Consider the following 23,503-nt stretch of genomic DNA (forward strand, 5'->3'; position numbering starts at 1 on the left):
GGCGTTAGGCTGCTTTCTTCTTTGCCAGCCGCGCCTTGATCGAAGCGACGTCTGCACGTGGCGTCGCCGCGAAAAGCGTCCGGGTGTAGCTGTGCTTGGGATCGGCAAAGACCTCCTCGCGCGAGCCGTATTCGACCGCTTCGCCGAAATACATCACCATCACATCGTCGGCGATATAGCGCACTACGGACAGATCGTGGCTGATGAAGACATAGGTCAGCTGGAACTCGTCCTGCAGGTCGGCGAGCAGGTTGAGCACCTGCGCCTGCACCGATAGATCGAGCGCCGAGACCGGCTCGTCGAGCACCAGCAGGCTCGGGTTGAGCATCAGCGCGCGGGCAATGGCGATGCGCTGGCGCTGGCCACCCGAGAACATGTGCGGATAGCGGTTGTAGTGCTCGGGTCCGAGGCCAACCTTCTTCAGCATCTTCATCGCCAGGTCGCGCCGTTCCTCAGCCGGCTTGCCGGTGTTGATCAGCAGCGGTTCGCCCAGCACGTCGCCGATCTTCTGGCGCGGGTTGAGCGACCCGTAGGGGTTCTGGAAGACGATCTGCACCTTGCGGCGCATCTCCTTGCTCAGCCCGTCTTTGGCGATGTCGACCTTGTTGCCGTCGATGAACAGCTCACCCGAAGTTGCAGGATCGATCAGCGTGATGATGCGGGCAAGCGTCGACTTGCCGCAGCCGCTTTCACCGACGATGGCCAGCGTCTTGCCCTTGTCGACGCTGAAGGAGACGCCCTTGACCGCGTGCACCGTGCGCTGGCCGCGGAACAAGCCGCCACCGATATGGTAGTCGCGCACGATGTTCTTGCCTTCTACGACCTTGATGCTCATGCGGCGGCTCCCGAGGGCGCCGGCTCGAACAGCATGTCGGACACGGTCGGCAGCCGGTCGCCGACGGCATTCTCCGGCAGCGCCGACAAAAGCGCGCGGGTGTAGTTGCTCTTCGGCGACTCGAACAGCGACAGCACGTCGGCCTCTTCCATCTTGCGGCCCTTGTACTGGACGATGACACGGTCGGCGGTCTCGGCCACCACGCCCATATTGTGGGTGATCATGATCAGGCCCATGCCGTATTTGGCCTGCAGCGAGACCAACAGATCGAGGATCTGCTTCTGGATGGTGACGTCGAGCGCGGTCGTCGGCTCGTCGGCGATCAGCAGCTTCGGATTGCAAGCGATGGCGATGGCGATCATGACGCGCTGGCACTGACCGCCCGACATCTGGTGCGGGAACGAGTTCAGCCGTTCCGCCGGCTCGGCAATACCGACCTGCGTCAGGAGTTCGATGGCGCGGGCCCGGCGCTGCGCGCCATCCATACCCATGTGGAAGCGCAGCACCTCTTCGATCTGGAAGCCGACGGTGAAGCAGGGATTGAGGCTGGCCATCGGTTCCTGGAAGATCATGGACATGTCCTTGCCGATGATCTTGCGGCGGTCTGCCGGGCTCATCTTCAGGAGATCGCGGCCATTGAAGCTCATGCGGTCAGCAGTGACCGTGGCCGTCCATGGCAGCAGGCCCATGACCGCCAGCATCGACACCGACTTGCCAGAGCCGGATTCACCGACGATGGCCAGCACTTCGCGCTCGTCGACATGCAGTGAGACGCCGTCGACCGCCCGGAACGGACCTGACGCGGTCTGGAATTCGACGACGAGATTCTGGATATCGAGCAACGCCATCACGATCTCCTCAGTTTCGGATCGAGCGCGTCGCGCAGGCCGTCGCCAATCAGATTGATGGCAAGCACGGTGATGAGAATGGCGAGGCCCGGGAAGGTCACCACCCACCAGGCACGCAGGATGAATTCGCGCGCCGAAGCGAGCATCGTACCCCATTCCGGTGTCGGCGGCTGGGCACCGAGGCCGAGGAAGCCGAGGGCCGCCGCTTCGAGAATGGCGTTGGAGAACGACAAGGTGCCCTGGACGATCAGCGGTCCCAGGCAATTCGGCAGGATTGTGCGAAGCATCAGCCTGATATGGCCGGCGCCGGCAACCTTTGCCGCCACGACATACTCGCGGCTCTTCTCCGCCATCACGGCAGCGCGCACCAACCGTGCAAAATGCGGCTGCAGGACGAGCGCAATAGCCAGCATTGCATTGAACAGGCCTGGCCCAAGGATGGTGACCAGGACGAGCGCCAGGAGCAGCGACGGGAACGCCAGGATGAGGTCCATCAGGCGCATGATCGCCACGTCGACCCAGCCGCGAAAATAGCCGGCCAGCAGACCAAGCGTGATGCCCCCGGTGAGTGCCAGCGTGACCACGACCGCGCCGATGAGCAGCGAAAAACGCGCGCCGTAGAGCAGGCGCGAAAGGATGTCGCGGCCGACCGGATCGGTGCCGAGCAGATATTGCGCGCTGCCGCCGGCCTGCCAGGCCGGCGGCCTGAGAAACGCGGTCTTGTCCTGAATGTCGGGAGCATGGGGCGCGAGCAGCGGCGCAAACAGCGCCGCCAGCACCAGCAGGATGAAGACGAACAGGCCGATCACGGCGCCGCGATTGACGGAGAAATAGTGCCAGAAGGTCCTGAACCCTGTCAGGCGGTCAGGGCTGCCGGCGGCGAGCGCGGTGACTTCAGTCGACTGGCTCATCACGCGGCCCGTATGCGCGGGTTGATGACGGCGTAGAGCACGTCGACGATGAGGTTCACGGCCATGACGATGAGGGCGATCAAAAGCAGACCTGACTGCACGACGACATAGTCGCGCTTGAAGATGGAATCGACCATCCACTTGCCGATGCCCGGCCAGGCGAAGATGGTTTCGGTGAGGATGGCGCCGGCAAGCAGTGTGCCGACCTGCAGGCCGATAGTGGTGACCACGGGGATGAGCGCATTGCGCAACGCATGCAGGCCGACCACCCGCGACGGCGACAGGCCCTTGGCGCGCGCCGTGCGGACATAGTCCTCCCCCAGAACTTCCAGCATGGCCGAACGCGTCTGGCGGGCGATCACAGCCAGCGGGATGGTGCCGAGCACGATCGAGGGCAGGACCAGGTGGCTCAACGCCGAGCGGAACGCATCCCATTTGCCATAGAGCAAGGTATCAATGGTCATGAAGCCGGTGATCGGCTTGAAGAAGAACTGCAGGCCGATGCGGCCCGAAACCGGTGTCCAGCCGAGGTAGCCGGAGAAGAAGATGATCAGCAGCAGGCCCCACCAGAAGATCGGCATGGAATAGCCGACGAGCGCCGTGCCCATCAGCGACTGATCGAACCACGAGCCACGCTTGACTGCCGCGAAGATGCCGGCTGGAATGCCGAGCACCATGGCGAAAATCATGGCGAAGAACGACAGTTCCATCGTTGCGGGAAAGAGGACCTTGAACTCTTCCATCACCGGTCGCTTGGATGAAATCGAGACCCCGAAATCGCCGGTCACGACCTCGCCGACATAGCGTGCATATTGCTGCCAGATCGGCAGATTGTAACCGAACTGTTCCTTGAGTTCCTCGTAACGCGCCGGCGCCACGCCGTGTTCGCCGGCCATGGCAAGGATGGGATCGCCAGGCAGCAGCCTGACGAAGGCGAAGGCACAGATAGTGATGCCGACAAGCGTCGGGATCAAAAGTGCAATTCTGTGGAGTATATATTTGAGCATGGTGAAGGGGGCGGCGCTCTACGGCGCCGCCCCACTCAATTTCTTATTCGGCTTTGTCGACGCCGTCGAAGCGGTGAATGCCGAGCGGGTCCATCATGAAACCGCTGACATTCTTGCGCACGACTGCGTAGACTTGGCTGTGGGCCAGCAGGAAGGCCGGAGCCTGCTTCTGGAAGACCACCTGCGCCTGTTCGTAAAGCTTGGTGCGTTCAGCTTGGTCGCTGGTCTTCTTGGCCTTCTGGATCAGGTCCTCGAAGTCCTTGTCGCACCAGCTCGAGTAGTTGGAGACGCCGATGGCGGAGCAGGCGAACAGGGTGGCGAAGAAGTTGTCCGGATCGCCATTGTCGCCGGTCCAGCCGATCTGGAAGGCGCCGGGACGATCCTTCTTCTTGCCCTCCGAGCGATACTTGGTCCACTCGTAGTTGACGATCTCAGCCTTGACGCCGACCTTGGCCCAGTCGGCCTGGATCAGTTCGGCGGCCCGCTGGAAGTTCGGGTTGTAAGGACGAACGCGATCGGAAGCCCAAAGCTGGATTTCCGTCAGCCCGGCAGCGGCCAGCACTTTCTTGGCCGCTTCCGGATCGTAGGAATCGGACTTCACATCCTTGTCCCACGACCACATGGTCGGCGGGATCAGGTTCACGGCCGGCGTGGCGCCCGCATCCTGGAACAGCGACTTGATCAGCGATTCCCGGTCGATGGCCTGGTTGAGCGCATGGCGCACCTCAGGCTTGTCGAGTGGCGGGATGGTGGTGTTGTAGCTCATGTAGCCGATGTTCAGGCCGGCCTGATCCATAAGCGTCACGTCCTGGTTGGCCTTGATCGTGCCGATGTCGGCAGGATTCGGATAGGGCGCGATGTCGCATTCGCCGGCAAGCACCTTCTGGATACGCGCGGTCGCGTCAGGGGTGATGGCGAAGACGAGATCGTCGATCTTCTCCTTGCCCTTGAAATAGTCCGGGTTGGCCGCATAGCGGATGACGGAATCCAGCTGGTAATCGACGAACTGGAACGGACCGGTGCCGATCGGCTTGGTGGAGAAATCGGCCATCTTGCCGGACTTCTCCAGCTGGTCGGCATATTCCTTCGACACGATCGAGGCGAAGTCCATGCCGAGATTGGCCAGCATCGGTGCATTCGGCTCGGTCAGCGTCAGCTTGACGGTCAGGTCGTCGACCTTTTCCCACTTGGCGACGTATTTCGGCATGTCCATGCCGGTGTAGTAATCCCAGGTCAGGTTGGGCAGATACTTGTCACCGTTCCAAGGATTCGCCTTATTGAACTGACGATCGAAAGAGAAGACCACGTCATCCGCATTCAGGTCGCGGGTCGGCTTGAAAAAATCGGTGGTCTGGAACTTCACGCCCGGATGCAGGTGGAAGGTATAGACCAGGCCGTCGTCGGAGATTTCCCACTTGTCGGCGAGACCGGGCTCGACCTCGGTACCGCCATGCTTGAATTCGACCAAGCGCGAATAGACGGTCCGCGACGAGGCATCGAAGTCGTTGCCGCCCGTCGTCGTACCCGGATCAAAATTGGCCGGCGACGCTTCCGAACAATAGACAAGCGTCTTCGCATTGGCCATGCCGCCCAGGACGCTTGCGGCCAGCAACGCGGCCGCAAAAGCGAGTTTCTTTTTCATTGAGCACTCCCTGATGTTCTTCCAAGCCCCTCTATCAGGCTCGCGAAGCGCGCATATAAGCACCGTTTTTCCGGCTTTGGAACACCCCGTTTGCTTACCCCGCGGGAAGCAGGAAAAAAATCCGCGATTTTGCTAAATGGCAGAAAAAATTAGCAGTTTTTTCCATTCACGAGATTGTTAACGACCGCATTTTTTTATTGATCGCCAATCTGGCGATATCGATGCCGCGCCGGCCTTCGCCCCACCAAAGGTGCGGCGGGATACCGGCTCGCAATGTCGGCGACAGGAAAGATTTTCGACGGCAAATCTTTCACCGCCTTGCCGCAAGGGCAAGGCTTGCACCGCCGCCGATAGAGGCAATACATAGATGATATCCAGGCAGCAGCGGAGGGCGTCTCTGTCAATTCGGAGGCGAGCGCGGCACGGACGAACAAGAACTGTCGAGGGAGGAACGGGTGGCAAAAGCATCAAAGACGACGGCGCCGGTGAAAGCGGGAGCCAAGGCGGCTCCCAAGGCAGCGGCCGCCGCAGTCAAGCCGAAAGCGCCCGTTGCCAAGGCCGCCGCGGCCAAGCCGAAGGCGGTCACCGTACCCGTGAAGGCAAGCACAAAGCCGGCGGTCAAAGCCCCGGCCAAGCCTGTTGCCGGCAAGACGACGTCCGCGGCAAAGCCCGCCGCCGCCAAGCCGGTGGCGACGGCTGCAGCGGCGAAGGTCGCACCGGCAGCGAAGCCGGCCGCAGCCTCGCGATTGCCGAAAGCGTTGACGGCGCTTGCCGCCGGCCTGCCGGAAAAGCCGTGGCTCAAGAGCTATCCGAAAAACGTACCAGCTGAAATCGGCGCCTTGCCCTACAGCTCGATCGGCGATTTCCTGGTCGCTGCCTGCAAGCAATTTTCCGCCCAGCCCGCCTTCACCTGCATGGACAAGTCTATCAGCTATGCCGATGTCGAACGGCTGTCGGCGGCCTTCGGCGCTTATCTGCAATCGAAGGGACTGCAAAAGGGCGCTCGCGTCGCCCTGATGATGCCCAACGTGCTGCAATATCCGGTGGCGATGATGGCCGTGCTCCGTGCCGGCTATGTGGTGGTGAACATCAATCCGCTCTACACGCCGCGCGAACTGGAGCATCAGCTCAAGGATTCCGGCGCACAAGCCATCGTCATCCTGGAGAACTTCGCCAACACCTTGCAAGCGGTCATCTCCAGAACGGCGGTCAAGCATGTGGTGGTCGCCGCGATGGGCGACATGCTCGGCGGCCTGAAGGGCACGATCGTCAACTTCGTCGTGCGCCGGGTGAAGAAGATGGTGCCGGCATGGTCGCTGCCCGGCCATGTCAAGTTCAACACGGCCATGAAGGCCGGCGCCGGCATGGACTTCAAGCCAGCCAAGGTGGCGGCCAACGATGTCGCCTTCCTGCAATATACAGGCGGCACCACGGGCGTCTCGAAGGGCGCAACGCTGCTGCACAGCAACGTGCTGGCCAATGTCGTGCAGAACGCGCAGTGGATGGAAGACGCCTATACGATCAAGCCGAAACCGGCGCATCCGAACTTTATCTGCGCCCTGCCGCTCTATCATATCTTCGCGCTGACCGTGAACGCGCTGATGGGCATGCAGCAAGGTGCGCGCAATGTGCTCATTCCCAACCCGCGCGACATTCCCGGCTTCGTCAAGGAACTGCAGAAATATCCGGTCCACATCTTTCCGGGCTTGAACACGCTGTTCAACGCATTGCTCAACAATGAGGATTTCCGCAAGCTCGACTTCAAGCCGCTGGTGCTGACGCTGGGCGGCGGCATGGCGGTGCAGAAGGGCGTCGCCGAACGCTGGAAGGCGCTGACCGGCTGTCCGGTGACCGAGGGCTACGGGCTGTCGGAAACATCGCCGGTGGTCACTGCCAACAAGTTCACCGCCGGGGGCTTCACCGGCACGATCGGTCTGCCGCTGCCCTCGACCGAGATCGCCATCCGCGATGACGACGGCAACAATCTGCCGCTCGGCGAAGTCGGCGAAATCTGCATCCGGGGGCCGCAAGTGATGGCGGGCTACTGGAACCGGCCGGATGAGACCGCCAAGGTAATGACCAAGGACGGCTACTTCAAATCCGGCGACATGGGCTTCATGGACGAACTTGGCTACACCAAGATCGTCGACCGCAAGAAGGACATGATCCTGGTCTCGGGCTTCAACGTCTATCCGAATGAGCTCGAGGAAGTGGTGGCAATGCATCCGGGCGTGCTCGAAGTGGCGGCGATCGGCGTGCCGGACGAACATTCGGGCGAGGTGCCGAAACTGTTCGTGGTCAAGAAGGATCCGGCGCTGACCGCCGAGGCGCTCACCGCCTATTGCCGCGAGAACCTGACCGGCTACAAGCGGCCCAAATATATCGAATTCCGGACCGAACTGCCGAAGACGCCGGTCGGCAAGATCCTGCGAAGAGCGCTGCGCGAATGACGGCAGCCGACGGCCTGCAGGCCGTGGACGCACCTTGCCGTCCTGACCCGACAGAGTTCATCCGGGCGAACATGCGCGTCGGCCCGGTGCCGTCGCTTCCCGAGATCCGGCTCTATACGCCCCATCCGGCGAGCGGCCTGAGGCGGCTCACCGATCCGCAGCAAAGCTCCAACTCGGATGACGACACGGCCGAGGGGGACGACGATGGACCCGAGCCGCAGCCGCCTTACTGGGCCTATGTGTGGGCCGGCGGCGCGGTGCTTGCGCGCCATATACTCGACCATCCGCAAACCGTGGCCGGTCGCCGCGTGCTCGACCTTGGCGCTGGCTCCGGCCTTGTCGGCATTGCCGCGGCCAAGGCCGGGGCGAGCGCGGTGATCGCCGCCGAGATCGACCGCAACGGCGTTGCCGCTCTCGCTCTCAACGCGGCGGCGAACGGCGTCGCGATGACGGTGATGGCGCGGGATATTACCAGCGGATCGCCGCCCGCGGTCGATGTCGTGACCGCCGGCGACGTCTTTTATGGACAGGACGTCGCCGACCGCGTCATGCCTTTCCTCGACCGCTGCCTTGATGCCGGTATCGAGGTTCTGGTCGGCGACCCAGGCCGCGCCTACCTGCCGCGATCGCGGCTGCGCCTGCTTGCCGAATACCAGGTGCCGGATTTCGGCCAGGCGAAAGACAGCGCGCCGAAGAGCGGTGTCTTTCGGTTAATGGGTAAATCCGGTCGCTAGATCGTTTCCTTGACCCGTGCCGCAAGGAAGCCCGGCAGGTCGGCAACCGAGTCCAGGATGGCGTCGGCGATCCCGGCCAGCGATTCGCGGGTGCCGGTCCCCGAGAGCACACCGACCGCCAGCCCGCAGCCGCCGGCCCGCGCCATTTCGAGATCATGGCGGTTGTCGCCGACCATTGCGATCGCCGATGGCGGCAGGCCGGTGAGGTCGCTAAAGGCCAGGATGGTATCGGGCGCCGGCTTCGGATTGGCGACCGCGTCGTAACCATAGGCGGCGTCGAACAGCTGCGCGACGCCGAGCGTCACCAGAGTCTTTTCCGCACCGCTGGTCGAATCATTGGTGGCGACGCCAAGCCGGTAGGATTTCCTGTGCAGGGCGGTGAGCGTCTCGACGACGCCCGGCAACGCCACCGCCATTGTCGAGCCCTGCACCGAGGTGATCTCGTTGAAACGAGCGACGGCAAGCATCTGGTCCTCGTTGGACAGCCGCGGGAACCACAATTCGACGACGTCGAGATTGGTGCCCGACGCAAAGATCGAGTCTGGCTTGAAGCGCTTGTTGGCGAAATCGAAGCCGGCCGCGGCCAGCAGCCTGTCGGCTTTCCAGCGATCGCCGTCGGACGCATCCATGGCCATGAAGTCGGCAATGCCGAGCCATGTCGCGTTGAAGTCGACAAGCGTCCCGTCCTTGTCGAACAGTATTCCCTTGATGTCTGCCAAGCTCTTCACTCCGATCCACGCAAATGGTGGATGTATCCCACCAGGCCAGCGGTCGAGGCATCCCGCTTCGCGGCACTTTCCTTGCCCTCCACGACAGGCAAAAGGCCGGTGGCCAGTTCCTTGCCTAGCTCGACGCCCCACTGGTCGAAGGAGTTGATGTTGAACAGCGTTCCCTCGACGAAGACGCGGTGCTCGTAGAGCGCGATCAGCCGGCCGAAGGTGCGCGGGTCGAGTTTGCGGTAGAGGATGGTCACCGAGGGTCGGTTGCCGGAGAAGACGCGGTGCGGCGCGATCTTGTCGACATCGGCCGGCTTCATGCCCTTGGCCAGCATCTGGGCGCGTGCCTCCTCCAGCGTCCGGCCTTTCATCAACGCTTCCGACTGCGCTAGGCAGTTGGCGAGCAGCAGATCATGCTGATGCTTGAGCTCCGGCTCGTGGCCGACGGCCGCGGCAAGGAATTCGACCGGGATGAAATCGGTGCCCTGGTGCAGCAGCTGGAAAAAGGCATGCTGGCCGTTGGTGCCGGGCTCGCCCCAGACCAGCGGACCGGTCGGCGTTGTCACCTTCGTGCCTTCGAGGGTAACGCTCTTGCCGTTCGATTCCATATCAAGCTGCTGCAGATAGGCCGGCAGCCTGGACAGGCGCTGATCGTAAGGAATGACGGCGCGCGCCGGATATTCGCAGATCACGCGATGCCACCAGCCGACCAGCCCCAAAAGGGCCGGCAGGTTCTCCTGCACCGGAGCGGTGCGGAAATGCTCGTCCATCTCGTGCGCGCCATCGAGGAAGGCGCGAAAATTCCGCGGGCCGACCGCGATCATCACCGGCAGGCCGATCGCACCCCAGAGCGAATAGCGGCCGCCGACCCAGTCCCAGAAGCCGAAGACGCGATCCGATTCGATCCCGAACTTCGCCACCAAATCGAGCGCGGTCGAGACAGCGGCAAAATGCTTGCCAACCGCTTCCTTGCCGAGTTCTTCCTGCACCCATTTGCGCGCCGTCTCGGCATTGGTCATCGTCTCGACGGTGGTGAAGGTCTTGGAGGCGATGATGAAAAGCGTGGTTTCGGCCGAGAGCCCTTTCAGCGTGTCGTGGATATGGGCGCCGTCGATGTTGGAGACATAATGCGCGCGCGGCCCGTCGTGATAGGGCGCCAACGCCAGCGTTGCCATGGCCGGGCCGAGATCGGAACCGCCGATGCCGATGTTGACGATGTCGGTGATCTTCTTGCCGGTGGCGCCGGCCGCCTTGCCGGAGCGCACGGCATCGGCAAAGGCGCCCATCGCGTCGAGCACGGCAATGACGTCGGCCTTGACGTCCTGGCCATCGACCGTGACGCCGTTGCCGGTCAGGTTGCGCAGCGCTGTGTGCAGCACGGCACGGTCTTCGGTGAGGTTGATCTTCTTGCCGGCGAACATCGCCGCCCGGCGGCTTTCGAGATCGGCGGCCTTGGCCAGCTTCTCCAGCAATTCCATGGTGACCGCATCGACCGCGCATTTCGACCAGTCGAGCAGAAGGTCACCGTCGGTGGCGGAGAATTTCTCGAACCGCTGCGGATCGGCGGCGAAGCCCTGGCGCATGCTGGCTGGGGCCGCCGCGCGATGAACGCGTAAGGCGGCAAGCTGTTTCTGGAATGCTGACTGATCCACTGGCGGGCGACTCCTGACGTTTTCGACGCACCATATCAGACCGGATGTTTCCGGCGCGTGTCGTCGCGCCAAAACTATTGAGCCGAATTCCGTGCGGTCAATACGGGGAGATGACGCGAATCGTCACGCGTCGATGACGGAACGTCACGCTGCGATGACGCAGGTGCGTCACGGGGTGGTTACACAATGTGTCACGCAGCGAGGGCGCAGCGCCTGATTTCGGCCGAAGGATCACTGGCATAAATCCCAACGATCAGAAAAATTGATTGGCGCAACCCCTTGTGCCACCGTTACATTCGACTGGTCCAGCCAAGCGAAATAAGCTGGCCATCGAGGAACATTTCCCATGCCACAGCGAAACGACACGGCGATATGGTCCGGCCTGTTCCGGATTTCGGCTGAATCCGGCCAGACCCTGCAGGCGCAGATCCGCCAAGCCATCGTGGCCGCCATTCTGGACCGGCAGATCGCCGCTTCGATGCCGCTTCCCTCGTGCCGGATCCTGGCCGAAAAACTCGGCGTGGCGCGCGGAACCGTCGTGCTGGCCTTCCAGCAGCTCGTCGACCAGGGATTCCTGGTGGCACGCGAGCGGCGTGGTCATTTCGTCAATCCCGACGTGCTGGCGACACCGGCCAAGCCGCACCAGAAGGCGCCCGACCAGGCCAACGAGATCGACTGGAAGGCACGCCGCAAGATCGCCGCCAGCGACATGCCGCCGCCGGCCAAGCACGAGAACTGGATCAAGTCGTCCTACCCCTTCGTCTACGGCCAGTTTGATCCGGCGTTGTTCCCGACCGCCGAATGGCGCGAGTGCAACCGCATGGCGCTTGCCGTGCTCGAAATCCGCAACTGGGCGTCCGACATGGTCGATCGCGACGATCCGCTGCTGATCGAGCAGATCCAGGCGCGGCTGTTGCCGCGGCGCGGCATCTTCGCCAATCCCGACGAGATCATCGTCACGCTGGGCGCCCAGAACGCACTCTACATGCTGGCGACGCTGCTGATGAGCAAGGGCTCCAAGGTGGCGATGGAGGACCCCGGCTACCCCGACGCGCGCTCGATCTTCCGCCTTGCGGGCGCCGACATACAGCCGGTGCCGGTCGACCAGTCCGGCATCGTAACCGCTTCTATTCCCAATGATTCCGGTTTCGTCTTCGTCACGCCCAGCCATCATTGCCCGACCATGGTGCCGTTGTCGGCGGAACGGCGGCAGGATCTCCTGGCGCGGGCCAACCGCTACAACCAGATCATCATCGAAGACGGCTATGACAGCCAGCTTCTCGACGAGGCGCCGCAGCAGGCGCTGAAGAGCCTCGACCGCTCCGGCCGTGTCGTCTATGTCGGCTCGATGTCGAAGACGCTGGCTCCGGGCCTGCGGCTCGGCTACATCGTCGCTTCGGCCGGACTGATCTCGGAACTGCGGGCACTGCGCCGGTTCATGCTGCGTCATCCGCCGGCCAACAACCAGCGCGCCGTCGCGCTGTTCCTGTCGCTCGGCCATCACGAGGCACTGGTGCGGCGGCTGTCGAGCGCCTTCGACGAGCGGCGCAAGCGCCTGGTCCATGCGATTTCCGCTTTTCTGCCGGAATGGCGTTCGACCGATTCGGCCGGCGGCACGTCGCTGTGGCTCGAAGGGCCGCGCGGCACCGATGCACGCGGACTGGCCGAGGCCGCCGCCTCGCGCAGCGTCATCATCGAGCCGGGCGACCGCTTCTTCGATCGCACCGAAAAGTCTTCGCGTTTCATGCGGCTGGGCATTTCCTCGATCGCGTTGCAGCACATCGAGCCCGGCATCCGCGAACTGGCCACCGCCGCCGGCCGCAGGCCGGCCGCCGCCTGATCCATCGCCCGATCCCCAGACCGGAGCCACACAGCCTGGCTCCGGCTCCATAGCTCTGGCATATGCGACCGGACCGTCTGGCTCATAGGCTGGGCCAATGCCGGCGGCATAGTCGGGGCACAAAGGGGAAGAAGCAGCCGATGGTGGACCAACCGCCGCCCTGCTTCTCGGAAAGGTGGAGTGTCTCCATGTCAGTTCTTGAAAAGCAGGAAGCGGCGGCGGATCAGCGTTCGCGCCGCTCCGGCGGGCGCGAAGCGCGCCGCGCCATGCGGGCCGCACCGTTGGCCGACGACATCAAACCGGTGCGCGCCGGTCTCGAAGGCGGCAGCTACGGACCGCTGACCGAGAACGACCAGGAACGCATCCACGAGGCGGTGCTGACGCTCCTGGAAACGGTTGGCTTCGCCAATGCCATTCCCTCCTGCATCGACGCGTTGACCAAGGCCGGCGCCAGCTATGGCGACGATGGCCGCATCCGCTTCCCCCGGGCTGTCGTGCTCGACACGATCAAGAAAGCCGCCCGGCATTTCACCCTGCACGGCCAGGACCCCAAGCACGACATGCTGATCAAGGGCAAGCGCGTGCACTACGGCACGGCGGGTGCCGCCGTGCATCTGGTCGATGTCGAAAAGCGCGAGTATCGCGAGTCGCTGCTGCAGGACATCTATGACGCCGCCCGCCTCGTCGAGGGGCTCGACAACATCCATTTCTTCCAGCGGCCGATGGTGCCGCGCGACATTCCCGATCCGCTCGATATGGATTTCAACACGCTCTATGCCTGCGTGATGGGAACTTCCAAGCATGTCGGCACCTCGTTCACCGTGCGCGAGAACGTGCAGCCGGCGCTCGAAATGCTCTATGCCATCGCCGGTGGCGAGGAGAATTTCCGCGCCCGGCCGTTCGTCTCAAACTCCAACTGTTTCGTCGTGCCGCCGATGAAGTTCGCCGAGGACGCCTGCGGCGTGCTCGAAGCCTGCGTCGAAGGCGGCATCCCGATCCTCTTGCTGTCGGCCGGACAGGCGGGTGCCACGGCACCGGCAGCGATTGCAGGTGCCGTGGTGCAAGCAGTGGCCGAGGTGCTGGTCGGGCTCGTCTATGTCAATGCCATCAAGCCGGGGCATCCGGCGATCTTCGGCACCTGGCCGTTCGTTTCGGATCTCAGGACCGGCGCCATGTCGGGCGGGTCGGCCGAGCAGGCGGTGCTGACCGCGGCCTGCGCACAGATGGCGCAATTCTACGACCTGCCGGGTGGCTCGGCCGCCGGCATGACCGATTCGAAACTGCCCGATATCCAGTCCGGCTATGAAAAAGGCATCACCGATGTGATGGCCGGCCTTGCTGGGCTCAACCTGGTCTACGAATCGGCCGGCATGCACGCCTCACTGCTCGGTTTCTGCCTGGAAAGCCTGATCATCGACAACGACATGCTTGGCCACTGCCTGCGCTGCGTGCGAGGCATCGAGGTGACGGACGAGGCGCTGTCGATCGACACCATCGCCGATGTCTGCCTGAAGGGTCCGGGCCATTATCTCGGCAACGAGCAGACGCTGCGGCTGATGCAGACCGAGTATTTCTATCCGGCCGTCGGCGACCGCTTTTCGCCCAAGGAATGGAACGAGAAGGGCCGACCCGACATCCTGCAGCGGGCGATCATCGAGAAGAAACGCGTGCTTGCCGAGCGCTTTCCGCGCCATGTGCCGAAACTGATCGACGACAGACTGCGCGCCCGGTTTGGCGAGATGATCAAGCTGCCACGCGGCAGCATGGGCGGGTAGACCCTCGCAAAACAATCAATCCGCGTGGAGTCCATAGCGCTCGACGACTTCGGCACTGATCAGCTTGGCGTGCAGCGTCATCAGCACAATTTGCGCATCGAAGCCGTCGCCGGTTTCAAGGGCGGCCTCGATCCGGCGCTCTGCATCCAGCCTGTTCTGAACACCATTGGATCGCTCGAAGGCTTCCGGTCCGGCGATGCAATAGCTGAACAGCCGCGCCACTTCTGGATAAGCTTGGCTGGGCGGCTCGTCGGGCCAGCGATCTTTCATCAGATTGACGATCGTGAGTTTTACGCCCTCGGGCACGAGGGCTGGATGAAGGTCGGCGCCACGCAATGCCGCATCGAGCTGTCTCAAGTCGCCCGAACGACCCAACATTCCGAGGAAGCCTAGGGAAGAGCGTCGTCCCGCCATGATGTTCCATCCGTTTCCAACCACTTAGGTGTTCGCAAGCGGAATTCAAAGACAGCGTCTTGTAAAGCGCGTCGCGTAGAGACGGATCACGCGACGCGCTTTGAGTCTTTGTCGTTGCGCCTGTCAGCCACTCGCCGCCAGGAGCAAGGCACCGGCAAGAGCAGATCCGGCAAGCGTCGGCAGCATGCCGATCTTCAGCTTCAGGATGGCGATCATGGCGGCACAGGAAAGCAGTGCGGCGCGCCAGTCGATCGACGAAAACACCGGCACACTCATGCCGAGGCCCAACGCCTGCACCTCACGGAAAATGACGTGCAAGGCAAACCAGAGAGCCAGATTCATGATCACCCCGACAACAGCGGCGGTGATCGCGCCAAGTGCTGCCGACAAGGCCTTGTTGCCGCGCAGCGCCTCGATATAGGGGGCGCCGAGGAATATCCAGAAGAAGCAGGGCGTGAACGTAACCCACAAGGTCAGCAACGCCCCCAGCGATCCGGCAAGCAACGGGTCCAGCGACCCGGAGTGGCGGAACGCGGCGATGAAGCCGACGAACTGCAAAACCAGAATGAGCGGACCCGGCGTCGTTTCGGCAAGCCCAAGACCGTCGACCATTTCACCGGGGGCGAGCCAGCCGAAGGACTGGACGGCTGCCTGGGCGACATAGGCAAGCACCGCGTAGGCGCCGCCGAAGGTGACGACCGCCATGAGACTGAAGAACCGGCCTATCTCGGTCCAGACGCTTGCCGTGCCGGTAAGCCACCAGATCAGCAGAACAGGCCCGAGCCAGATCGGCAGCCAGATCGCAACCGTGCGCGGCGCATGCCATTTCGTCGGCCTGAGGTGCGCCAACTCGCCGCGCTCGAACATCAGGTCGACCGCACCCTTGATATCGGCAACATCGCCCTTGCCATGCGCCGAGCCGGAAAACAGCGCCGGAGCAATGCGGTCTCCCAGCCATCCCGTCAGGCCCGCGAGCAGGACGATGAGCGGGAACGGCACATTCAACGCATAGATGGCGATGAAAGCCGAGACGGCGATCGACACCATGACCCGGTTCTTCAAGGCACGCCGTCCAATCCGGATCACCGCCTCGACGACAATGGCAAGCACCGCCGCCTTCACCCCGAAGAACAGCGCCTCGACCTGCGGCGTGTCGCCATAGAGCACATAGAGGCTGCTCAGGACGAGCATGACGAGCGCGCCCGGCACGACGAACAGGACGCCGGCGACAAGGCCACCGACCGTCCTGTGCAGCAGCCAACCGATATAGATGGCGAGTTGCTGGGCTTCCGGGCCAGGCAGCAGCATGCAGTAGTTCAGCGCATGCAGGAAACGCTGCTCACCGATCCAGCGCCGCTGCTCGACCAGTTCCTTGTGCATCAAGGCGATCTGCCCGGCCGGCCCGCCGAAGCTGAGCAGTCCGATCTTTGCCCACACCTTCACGGCTTCGGCGAAGGTCGGTGCGGCCGGCACCGGGACCACCGTATCTTGCGACACAAGTGCGCTCATGACGGTTTGCTCGAGCCTGCACCGGGCCAGTTGTGCGTTTCCTCGGTGGCGTCGCGACACCAGCGGAAGAACGCATCGTAGAGCAGCATGCCTGCGTCCAGTTGTTCCAGATCGTCGCGAAACATACGCGACAGACCGAGCGAAGCCGCCAGAAAGCCGGCCGCCTGGGGAACGAGGTCGAGGCTTACGGTGTCGGCCGCGCGCACGATCAGGGCAAGGCGATCGAGCGCCTCGGATCCCAGTCCAAACTCCTCGATCATCGTGTCGAAGGTGCAGCGTTCGCCGCGATGGCTCCAGAACACATTGTCGATGTCGAAAGGCACCGCCTGAAAGCGATCCGCCACGGCAGGCACTTCGGCAGCCTCGACAAACAGAAAGATCGCATGCGGATCGACGAAACGCCGGATCAGCCAGGGACAAGCGATGCGATCGACCTTCGGGCGGGCTCGTGTCACCCACACGGTGCGGCCCTTTTCGTCGCGCGAAGGCAAGGTGTCGGTGCGGACCAGAAGTCCCTTTGCATCGCGCCAGGCTTCGAATCCACCGTCGAGGCTTTCGGCGGAAGTGCCCTCATGGCGCAGCCATGCGGCGACACCTTGTGAGAGTTTCAGCCCTTTCTGGCAAACGACCGCCACCGATTGGCCGGCGAACGCCGGTGCCCAGGTCGAGACGGTTTTGAAATCGCGCCGGCTCGAGGCCGGCAGAAGGCGCGGATCGGCGTCGAAGTCATCATCGATACGGACATCGATGATGACGGGCGCGCCTGGCAGACCGATCAGGCGGGATAGTTGCGATACTGTGATAGCGGTTGTTGACGGCATGGCGTCCACCTCCTGGAAAGAGAAGCTTGGACGCGAACGTTGGGCTGACGCCTCACGGGGTCGTCGCGATACACCCCTTGTCATGATGGTGGATGCATCGCGCGGGCTTGTCAAGGATGGCGGCCGCCTGATCCGGATCAAGCCGCCGTTTGTCATTTATGTAAGCATCTACGAACAGATGCTCGCTCAGTGATTGTCCCTGGGGACGCCTCTGGTGTGCGCGACATCCTGGTATTTCACCGCCGGCTTCAGCACCATTCCCTCTGAAAACTGCGCGACCATGCCGCGCTGGATCTCCTGCCAGGGCGTCTGGTGCTTGGGATAGTCATAGCCGCCATTGTTCTGCAATTCGGCACGCCGCCGGGTGATCTCGTCGTCGGTGACGAGGATGTCGGCCGTGCCCTTGCGAAGGTCGATGCGGACACGGTCGCCCGTCTTGAGCAGCGCCAGCCCGCCGCCGATCGCGGCTTCCGGCGAGGCGTTGAGGATCGACGGCGAACCCGACGTGCCGGACTGGCGGCCATCGCCGATGCAGGCGAGCGCATGGATGCCCTTCTTGATCAGATAGGCCGGCGGTTGCATGTTGACGACCTCGGCGCCACCGGGATAGCCGATCGGCCCTGCGCCGCGCATGAACAGGATCGTGTGTTCATCGATGCCTTGCGCCGGATCGTCGATGCGGGCGTGATAGTCCTCGGGTCCGTCGAACACCATGGCGTTGCCTTCGAAAGCCTCGGGATCCTTCGGATTGGATAGGTAGCGCTCGCGGAATTCCGGCGAGATGCCGCTGGTCTTCATGATCGCGGAATCGAACAGATTGCCCTTGAGGTTGATGAAGCCGGCATTGGCCTTCAGAGGCTCGGCAACGGTGCGGATGACGTCAGTGTTCTCGTTGGCGACACCTTCGCTATTCTCACCGATCGACTTGCCGTTGACCGTGCGCGCGCCGGGATGCGGCAACAGCCCGCCCTTCATCAGCTCGGCGATCACCGCCGGCACGCCGCCGGCATGATGGTAATCCTCGCCCAGATATTCGCCCGTCGGCTGCAAATTAACCAGCAGCGGCACATTGAGGCCGACAGTCTGCCAGTCGTCATTGTCGAGCTTGACGCCGAGGTGGCGGGCGATGGCGTTGAGATGGATAGGCGCGTTGGTCGAGCCGCCAATGGCCGAATTGACGACAATGGCGTTCTCGAAAGCCTCTCTCGTCATGATGTCGGACGGCTTCAGATCCTCGTGCACCATCTCGACGATACGCTTGCCTGTTTCATAAGAAATCTGGCCACGTTCGCGATAGGGCGCGGGAATGGCGGCCGAGCCCGGCAATTGCATGCCAAGCGCCTCGGCCAGCGAGTTCATCGTCGTGGCGGTGCCCATGGTGTTGCAATAGCCGGTGGACGGCGCCGAGGAGGCAACGATGTCCATGAACTCGTCATAGTCGATCTCGCCGGCCGATAGGCGCTGGCGCGATTCCCAGACGATGGTGCCGGAGCCGGTGCGCTTGCCCTTGTGCCAGCCGTTGAGCATCGGGCCGACCGACAGCGCGATCGCCGGGATGTTGACGGTGGCTGCCGCCATCAGCAGGGCCGGCGTTGTCTTGTCGCAGCCGATTGTGAGCACGACGCCATCGAGCGGATAGCCGTAGAGCACTTCGACCAGGCCGAGATAGGCAAGGTTGCGGTCAAGAGCGGCAGTCGGGCGCTTGCCGGTCTCCTGGATCGGATGGCACGGGAATTCGAACGGAATGCCGCCCATCGAGACGATGCCTTCGCGCACGCGCTTGGCCAGCTCGATGTGATGGCGGTTGCAGGGCGAGAGATCCGAACCGGTCTGGGCGATGCCGATTAGCGGCTTGCCGGACATCAGTTCGGCCCGCGTCAGGCCGTAGTTGAGGTAGCGCTCCAGGTAGAGCGCCGTCATGCCCGGATTGTCGGGATTGTCGAACCACTCCTGCGAGCGAAATTTTTTCTTCCTGGTGGGGGCGCCTGCCATCGTGGTCTCCGTATTTGTAAGACAAATCGATATGGCAACGCGCGGGAGCAGGCAAGAGGGCGCAGGGTCGCATCCGGACTTTGGTGCGATAGACAGGCCCCCAGCTGTGGGTTAGGGCTTCAATCAGTCTTGTCAGGGAGGTTTTCATGGCTTTGGTGATCGAAGGCGAGGAGCGCATTGCCGCGCCCCTGCAAAAGGTGTGGGAAGCGCTGAACGATCCCGAGGTCTTGAAGGCGACGATTCCCGGCTGCCAGAGCCTGGAGATGAAGTCGCCGACCGAGATGGCGGCCACCGTGGTGGTGAAGATCGGGCCGATCAAGGCGACGTTCAACGGCGAGGTGATGCTGAAGAACCTCAAGCCGCCGCATTCCTACACCATCCAGGGCGAAGGCAAGGGCGGCATAGCCGGCTTCGCCAAGGGCGGGGCCGATGTGACGCTGACTGAAGATGGGCCGGACGCGACGGTGCTGAAATACGCGGCCAAGGCCGATGTCGGCGGCAAGATCGCTCAATTGGGCAGCCGGCTGATCGAATCGACCTCGAAGAAACTGGCCGGGCAGTTTTTTTCCAGCTTCGGCGAGAAGGTCGGCGGCTGAGCCCCCTCCCCTCGAGGGGAGGGATATCCGCATCACTCAAACACGATGCTCGTCACGGCGTCCGCGGCCGCACCCCGCTCTTCATTGATCCGGTCCCAGACCTTTCCGGCAATATCCCTGTAGATCTTTGCCTCGGGGCCGTCGGGCTTCGAGACAACCACTGGCGTGCCGGCATCCGAGCTCTCGCGAATGCCCATCTCGAGCGGCACTTCGCCGAGGAAGGTGACGCCGAGACGCTCGGCCTCGCGGCGGGCGCCGCCATGGCCGAAGATGTCGTAGCGCTTGCCGGTATCCGGAGCGATGAAATAGCTCATGTTCTCGACGATGCCGAGCAGCGGCACATCGACTTTCTTGAACATGTTGAGGCCCTTGCGGGCGTCGATCAGGGCCAGGTCCTGCGGCGTCGAGACGATGACGGCGCCGGCCAATGGCACCTGCTGGGCCATGGTCAGCTGGGCGTCGCCGGTGCCTGGAGGCATATCGACGACGAGCACGTCGAGCCGGCCCCATTCCACCTCGCGCAGCATCTGCGTCAGTGCCGACATGACCATCGGCCCGCGCCAGATCATCGGCGTCTCCTCATCGACGAGAAAGCCCATCGACATCACCTTCAACCCATAATTCTCCATCGGTTTCAGGATCTTGCCGTCGACGGTCTGCGGCCGGCCATGGATGTTGAGCAGCCGCGGCATGGAGGGGCCATAGATGTCGGCGTCGAGCACGCCGACGCGCAAACCATTGGCGGCGAGGCCAAGAGCAATGTTGACGGCGGTGGTCGACTTGCCGACACCGCCCTTGCCGGAAGCGACGGCGATGATCGCTTCGATGCCGGGCACGCCACGCTTGCCCTGGCTGTGCGAAGCAGGAGCGTGTGGAGCGGCACGCGGCGCGGCGGCGGGCGGAGCCGGCCTCGGTGCCGGGCGCGATGGAACCGGCGCCTCCATGCCGCCGCCCTTCTTTTCCGCCGTCAGCGCAACGACGGCGCCGGCGACACCGGGGATCGCCTTGACGACACGCTCGGCGGCGGCGCGCAGCGGCTCCATTTCCTGGGCGCGTGCGGCGGGAACGGTAATCGAGAAGAAGACCTTGGAATCGGCGATGAAAATCTCGGAAACCATACCAAGGTCGACGATGTTGCCGGTGAAATCCGGTCCATTGACCGTCTTCAGGCGCTCGGTGACGATTTCCTTGGTGACAGACATGACGGCATTTCCTCAAACATTGGCTGGCTCAAACAGCGGCTGGCTTGAGATAATGCAGTTCATCGCCAGATGCGAGATCGAACAGGCCTGGTTCAGTCGAAAGCCAGTTCCAGGCGTCTTTCGGCCTGGGAGACGACCCGGCACCTGGTTTCGAACCGGTCTGCCCTGATGACCAGCGTGAACTGCTGAGGAATGCCGGCGATATTCGACACATCGATTGTGGCGCCGTCCTCGCCGAAGCTGCGAACCGTGCAGTCGATGGTCGACATGCGCCTGTTGAACACGATCTGACCAGCCTTGAGCACCCTGCGCCGTGGCGGTGGCTGGTCTTTTGCGAGCGAATTCCAGACGGAGGTTCGATTGCGGCCAGCGTGTTTCGAAGCGTACATGGCCGCGTCGGCGTGTTCGATCAGTTCATGCAAGCTGGGGATCGTCGAATCAAGCGAGGCAATGCCGAGGCTGGCGGTAACCGCTAGCTCTGCCGTGCCGTGGGCGAAGCGCATCGCCTCGATCGCGCTGCGCAATCGCTCGGCTGATTCAAGGGCGCCCTTGCGGCCCGCATACATGAGGATGGCGAATTCCTCGCCGCCGACGCGTCCGAAAATGTCGACATCACGCAAGGCCGCACCGCATTGCTTTGCGACGCCACTCAAAACCCTGTCGCCGGCGGCATGCCCAAATGTATCGTTGACCGCTTTGAAGTGATCGACGTCGAAGACGACGCAGGAGAAATCAAAGCGTTGCCGTTTCGCCAGGGCAAACGCCCGACTGCCCTGCTCCATGAAGGCCCGCCGGGACAACACGCCGGTCAACACATCGCTCGAGGCATGCTGGCGCAATTCCAGTTCATCCATCGCCAGGTCGGCGAAATCCTGCAGGATGGCCGTTTCGCGCTGACCAAAATCGCGCGGCTGGTCGCCTATCGCGCACACGCTGCCGATGTTGTGGCCATCATGGGTGCGCAAGGGGACGCCCGCATAGAACCGGATGTGCGGATCGTTCCTGACATTGGGGTTGTCGGCGAAGCGTGGGTTTTTCGTTGCATCATGAACGATCAGCGGGCCGTCCTGCAGGATCGTATGCTTGCAAAATGTGTCCTTGCGCTCGGCCTCAGCCGTAGCGAGGCCATCGCAGGCCTTGTACCATTGGCGATGCCCATCGATGACCGAGACAATGGCAATCGGGACATCGAACACGGTCCTGATCAGCCGGGTAATGCGGTCGAACGACGCCTCGCGCGGCGTGTCCAGAACGTCGAAACGGTCGAGGGCCTGCAATCGCGCCGCTTCTCGCAGATCGGCGTCCGTCGCGGTCTGCATTTCTGTGGGGTGCTCATGCAGCATGCTCTACCTCCAGCGGTCTGGTGCGTGCGCATGGCCACCATCATGGCAAGCCAAATCTTATCAATTGGTTATTTGCCTGTTGTCACCACTCATAGACCGACAAAGGGTCGCCGGTTCGACCTCTGCGGAAGGGCTCGCGGCATGAGGCGTTTGCCTGCGGCTCAGATGGTGCAGATTGGGGTCGCCCCAAAGGCACCGGAGTGCCCGCGTCACCCCGCCAGGCCAACCGCGAGGTAGGTGAGCGCGGAAATGGCAGCCGTGGCCGGCAAGGTGACAATCCAGGCAATGACGATGTTGCCGGCAATGCCCCAGCGCACGGCCGAGACGCGGCGGGCGGCGCCAACGCCGATGATGGCACCGGTGATGGTGTGGGTGGTCGAAACAGGAACGCCGAGCCATGTGGCGGCGAACAGCGTGATGGCGCCACCGGTTTCGGCACAGAAGCCCTGCATCGGGTTCAACCGGGTGATCTTCGAGCCCATTGTGTGAACGATACGCCAGCCGCCGAACAAGGTGCCGAGCGCCAGCGCCGACTGACAGGTGAGGACGACCCAGAGCGGCACGTAGAAAGTCGTGCCGAGCATGCCTTGCGAATAGAGCAGCACGGCGATGATTCCCATGGTCTTCTGGGCGTCGTTGCCACCGTGCCCGAGGGAATAGAGCGAGGCGGAAAAGAACTGCATGACGCGGAAGGTTCGGTCGACCGCAAACGGTGTCTGGCGCACGAACAGCCAGGAAACCGCAAGGATCAGGACAAGCGCCAGAACAAAACCGGTCGCCGGCGACACAACGATCGCGGCGACCGTCTTGCCTAGGCCCGTCCAGACGATAGCGCCCAGGCCTGCCTTTGCGACGCCAGCGCCGACCAGCCCGCCGATCAGGGCATGCGAGCTGCTCGAAGGGATGCCGGCGACCCAGGTGACGATGTTCCAGACAATGGCGCCGACAAGGGCGGCGAAGATCACCGCCGGCGTGACAATAGTGACGTCGACGATTCCCTTCCCCACTGTCTCGGCGACATGAAGACCGAAGAACATGAAGGCGATGAAATTGAAGAAGGCCGCCCAGAGCACCGCGTATTGCGGCCTGAGCACGCGCGTGGAGACGATGGTGGCAATGGAATTGGCGGCATCGTGCAGGCCGTTGAGAAAATCGAAGAACAGCGCTACGGCGACAAGGCCGATCAGCACGGGAAAGGCGATGGTTGCTTCCATCG

The 23,503-nt window shown here is 63.0% G+C and carries 20 protein-coding genes; 6 read left to right on the top strand and 14 right to left on the bottom strand.

The genetic code is table 11. The features are described 5' to 3' along the window. Window positions 1-4 precede the first annotated feature (4 nt). From AC1RZR_RS01805 to AC1RZR_RS01825, 5 genes are read right to left on the bottom strand one after another with little or no spacing between them, the layout of a single operon-like run. The gene (locus AC1RZR_RS01805) at window positions 5-835 is read right to left on the bottom strand and encodes a dipeptide ABC transporter ATP-binding protein (protein WP_477272543.1); all 831 of its coding nucleotides are present in this window, start codon (window positions 833-835) and stop codon (window positions 5-7) included. Further along, on the bottom strand, window positions 832-1,683 hold the full coding sequence (locus AC1RZR_RS01810) for an ABC transporter ATP-binding protein (protein WP_481827468.1): 852 nt from the start codon (window positions 1,681-1,683) through the stop codon (window positions 832-834). Before AC1RZR_RS01810 ends, AC1RZR_RS01805 begins: the two co-directional genes overlap by 4 nt. Then, window positions 1,683-2,594, bottom strand: a complete 912-nt coding sequence (locus AC1RZR_RS01815; protein WP_477272539.1) for an ABC transporter permease subunit — start codon at window positions 2,592-2,594, stop codon at window positions 1,683-1,685. Before AC1RZR_RS01815 ends, AC1RZR_RS01810 begins: the two co-directional genes overlap by 1 nt. After that, on the bottom strand, window positions 2,594-3,601 hold the full coding sequence (locus AC1RZR_RS01820; protein WP_477272537.1) for an ABC transporter permease subunit: 1,008 nt from the start codon (window positions 3,599-3,601) through the stop codon (window positions 2,594-2,596). Before AC1RZR_RS01820 ends, AC1RZR_RS01815 begins: the two co-directional genes overlap by 1 nt. Window positions 3,602-3,644: 43 nt before the next feature. Next, window positions 3,645-5,243 carry an ABC transporter substrate-binding protein gene (locus tag AC1RZR_RS01825; protein WP_477272535.1) on the bottom strand — a complete coding sequence of 533 codons (1,599 nt, stop codon included), beginning with the start codon at window positions 5,241-5,243 and terminating at the stop codon, window positions 3,645-3,647. Between the two features lie 455 nt (window positions 5,244-5,698). Between AC1RZR_RS01825 and AC1RZR_RS01830 the strand changes: the two genes are divergently transcribed. Together AC1RZR_RS01830 and AC1RZR_RS01835 are read left to right on the top strand one after the other, a co-directional pair. After that, complete coding sequence (locus AC1RZR_RS01830; protein ID WP_481827469.1) at window positions 5,699-7,693, top strand: long-chain fatty acid--CoA ligase; 1,995 nt, start codon at window positions 5,699-5,701, stop codon at window positions 7,691-7,693. Then, entirely contained in the window at window positions 7,690-8,427 is a 738-nt protein-coding gene (locus tag AC1RZR_RS01835; protein ID WP_481827470.1) for a class I SAM-dependent methyltransferase, read from the top strand. Before AC1RZR_RS01830 ends, AC1RZR_RS01835 begins: the two co-directional genes overlap by 4 nt. Here the strand turns inward: AC1RZR_RS01835 and AC1RZR_RS01840 are convergent. Both AC1RZR_RS01840 and pgi read right to left on the bottom strand, forming a co-directional pair. After that, window positions 8,424-9,146 (bottom strand): HAD family hydrolase, encoded by a 723-nt coding sequence (locus tag AC1RZR_RS01840; protein ID WP_477272529.1) that lies wholly within the window; start codon window positions 9,144-9,146, stop codon window positions 8,424-8,426. The genes AC1RZR_RS01835 and AC1RZR_RS01840 overlap by 4 nt on opposite strands. A gap of 5 nt (window positions 9,147-9,151) precedes the next feature. Then, entirely contained in the window at window positions 9,152-10,795 is a 1,644-nt protein-coding gene (gene pgi / locus AC1RZR_RS01845) for a glucose-6-phosphate isomerase (protein WP_481827471.1), read from the bottom strand. A 346-nt stretch (window positions 10,796-11,141) separates the two neighbouring features. Between pgi and pdxR the strand changes: the two genes are divergently transcribed. Next, window positions 11,142-12,635, top strand: a complete 1,494-nt coding sequence (pdxR, locus tag AC1RZR_RS01850) for a MocR-like pyridoxine biosynthesis transcription factor PdxR (RefSeq protein ID WP_481827472.1) — start codon at window positions 11,142-11,144, stop codon at window positions 12,633-12,635. 188 nt (window positions 12,636-12,823) lie between these two features. Continuing rightward, window positions 12,824-14,410 (top strand): trimethylamine methyltransferase family protein, encoded by a 1,587-nt coding sequence (locus tag AC1RZR_RS01855; protein ID WP_481827473.1) that lies wholly within the window; start codon window positions 12,824-12,826, stop codon window positions 14,408-14,410. Window positions 14,411-14,425: 15 nt separating this feature from the next. Here the strand turns inward: AC1RZR_RS01855 and AC1RZR_RS01860 are convergent, their stop codons facing one another. From AC1RZR_RS01860 to AC1RZR_RS01870, 3 genes are all read right to left on the bottom strand, one after another. Further along, complete coding sequence (locus AC1RZR_RS01860; protein ID WP_481827474.1) at window positions 14,426-14,824, bottom strand: hypothetical protein; 399 nt, start codon at window positions 14,822-14,824, stop codon at window positions 14,426-14,428. A gap of 123 nt (window positions 14,825-14,947) precedes the next feature. Beyond that, window positions 14,948-16,333 carry a chromate efflux transporter gene (gene chrA / locus AC1RZR_RS01865; protein WP_481827475.1) on the bottom strand — a complete coding sequence of 462 codons (1,386 nt, stop codon included), beginning with the start codon at window positions 16,331-16,333 and terminating at the stop codon, window positions 14,948-14,950. Further along, window positions 16,330-17,154 (bottom strand): chromate resistance protein ChrB domain-containing protein, encoded by an 825-nt coding sequence (locus AC1RZR_RS01870; protein WP_481827476.1) that lies wholly within the window; start codon window positions 17,152-17,154, stop codon window positions 16,330-16,332. The genes chrA and AC1RZR_RS01870 overlap by 4 nt, the downstream gene beginning before the upstream one ends. On the opposite strand from AC1RZR_RS01870, the gene AC1RZR_RS01875 reads away from it, so the two are divergent. After that, window positions 17,153-17,347: a hypothetical protein gene (locus AC1RZR_RS01875; protein WP_477272517.1), complete on the top strand. Its 195-nt coding sequence runs from the start codon at window positions 17,153-17,155 to the stop codon at window positions 17,345-17,347. The two genes, AC1RZR_RS01870 and AC1RZR_RS01875, sit on opposite strands and share 2 nt — an antisense overlap. Here AC1RZR_RS01875 and AC1RZR_RS01880 read toward each other — a convergent pair. Continuing rightward, window positions 17,341-19,146 (bottom strand): IlvD/Edd family dehydratase, encoded by a 1,806-nt coding sequence (locus AC1RZR_RS01880; protein ID WP_477272514.1) that lies wholly within the window; start codon window positions 19,144-19,146, stop codon window positions 17,341-17,343. The genes AC1RZR_RS01875 and AC1RZR_RS01880 overlap by 7 nt on opposite strands. 146 nt (window positions 19,147-19,292) lie before the next feature. On the opposite strand from AC1RZR_RS01880, the gene AC1RZR_RS01885 reads away from it, so the two are divergent. Then, the gene (locus AC1RZR_RS01885) at window positions 19,293-19,742 is read left to right on the top strand and encodes an SRPBCC family protein (RefSeq protein WP_477272512.1); all 450 of its coding nucleotides are present in this window, start codon (window positions 19,293-19,295) and stop codon (window positions 19,740-19,742) included. A 32-nt stretch (window positions 19,743-19,774) separates the two neighbouring features. Here AC1RZR_RS01885 and AC1RZR_RS01890 read toward each other — a convergent pair whose 3' ends face one another. The 3 genes from AC1RZR_RS01890 to AC1RZR_RS01900 all read right to left on the bottom strand — a co-directional run bounded on the left by AC1RZR_RS01890 (window position 19,775) and on the right by AC1RZR_RS01900 (window position 23,501). After that, on the bottom strand, window positions 19,775-20,944 hold the full coding sequence (locus AC1RZR_RS01890) for an Mrp/NBP35 family ATP-binding protein (RefSeq protein ID WP_477272510.1): 1,170 nt from the start codon (window positions 20,942-20,944) through the stop codon (window positions 19,775-19,777). Window positions 20,945-21,036: 92 nt separating this feature from the next. Next, window positions 21,037-22,287 carry a sensor domain-containing diguanylate cyclase gene (locus AC1RZR_RS01895; RefSeq protein ID WP_477272508.1) on the bottom strand — a complete coding sequence of 417 codons (1,251 nt, stop codon included), beginning with the start codon at window positions 22,285-22,287 and terminating at the stop codon, window positions 21,037-21,039. 209 nt (window positions 22,288-22,496) lie between these two features. Continuing rightward, entirely contained in the window at window positions 22,497-23,501 is a 1,005-nt protein-coding gene (locus tag AC1RZR_RS01900) for an inorganic phosphate transporter (protein ID WP_477272506.1), read from the bottom strand. Between the last annotated feature and the right edge of the window lie 2 nt (window positions 23,502-23,503).

The organism is Mesorhizobium bavaricum, from assembly GCF_056781655.1.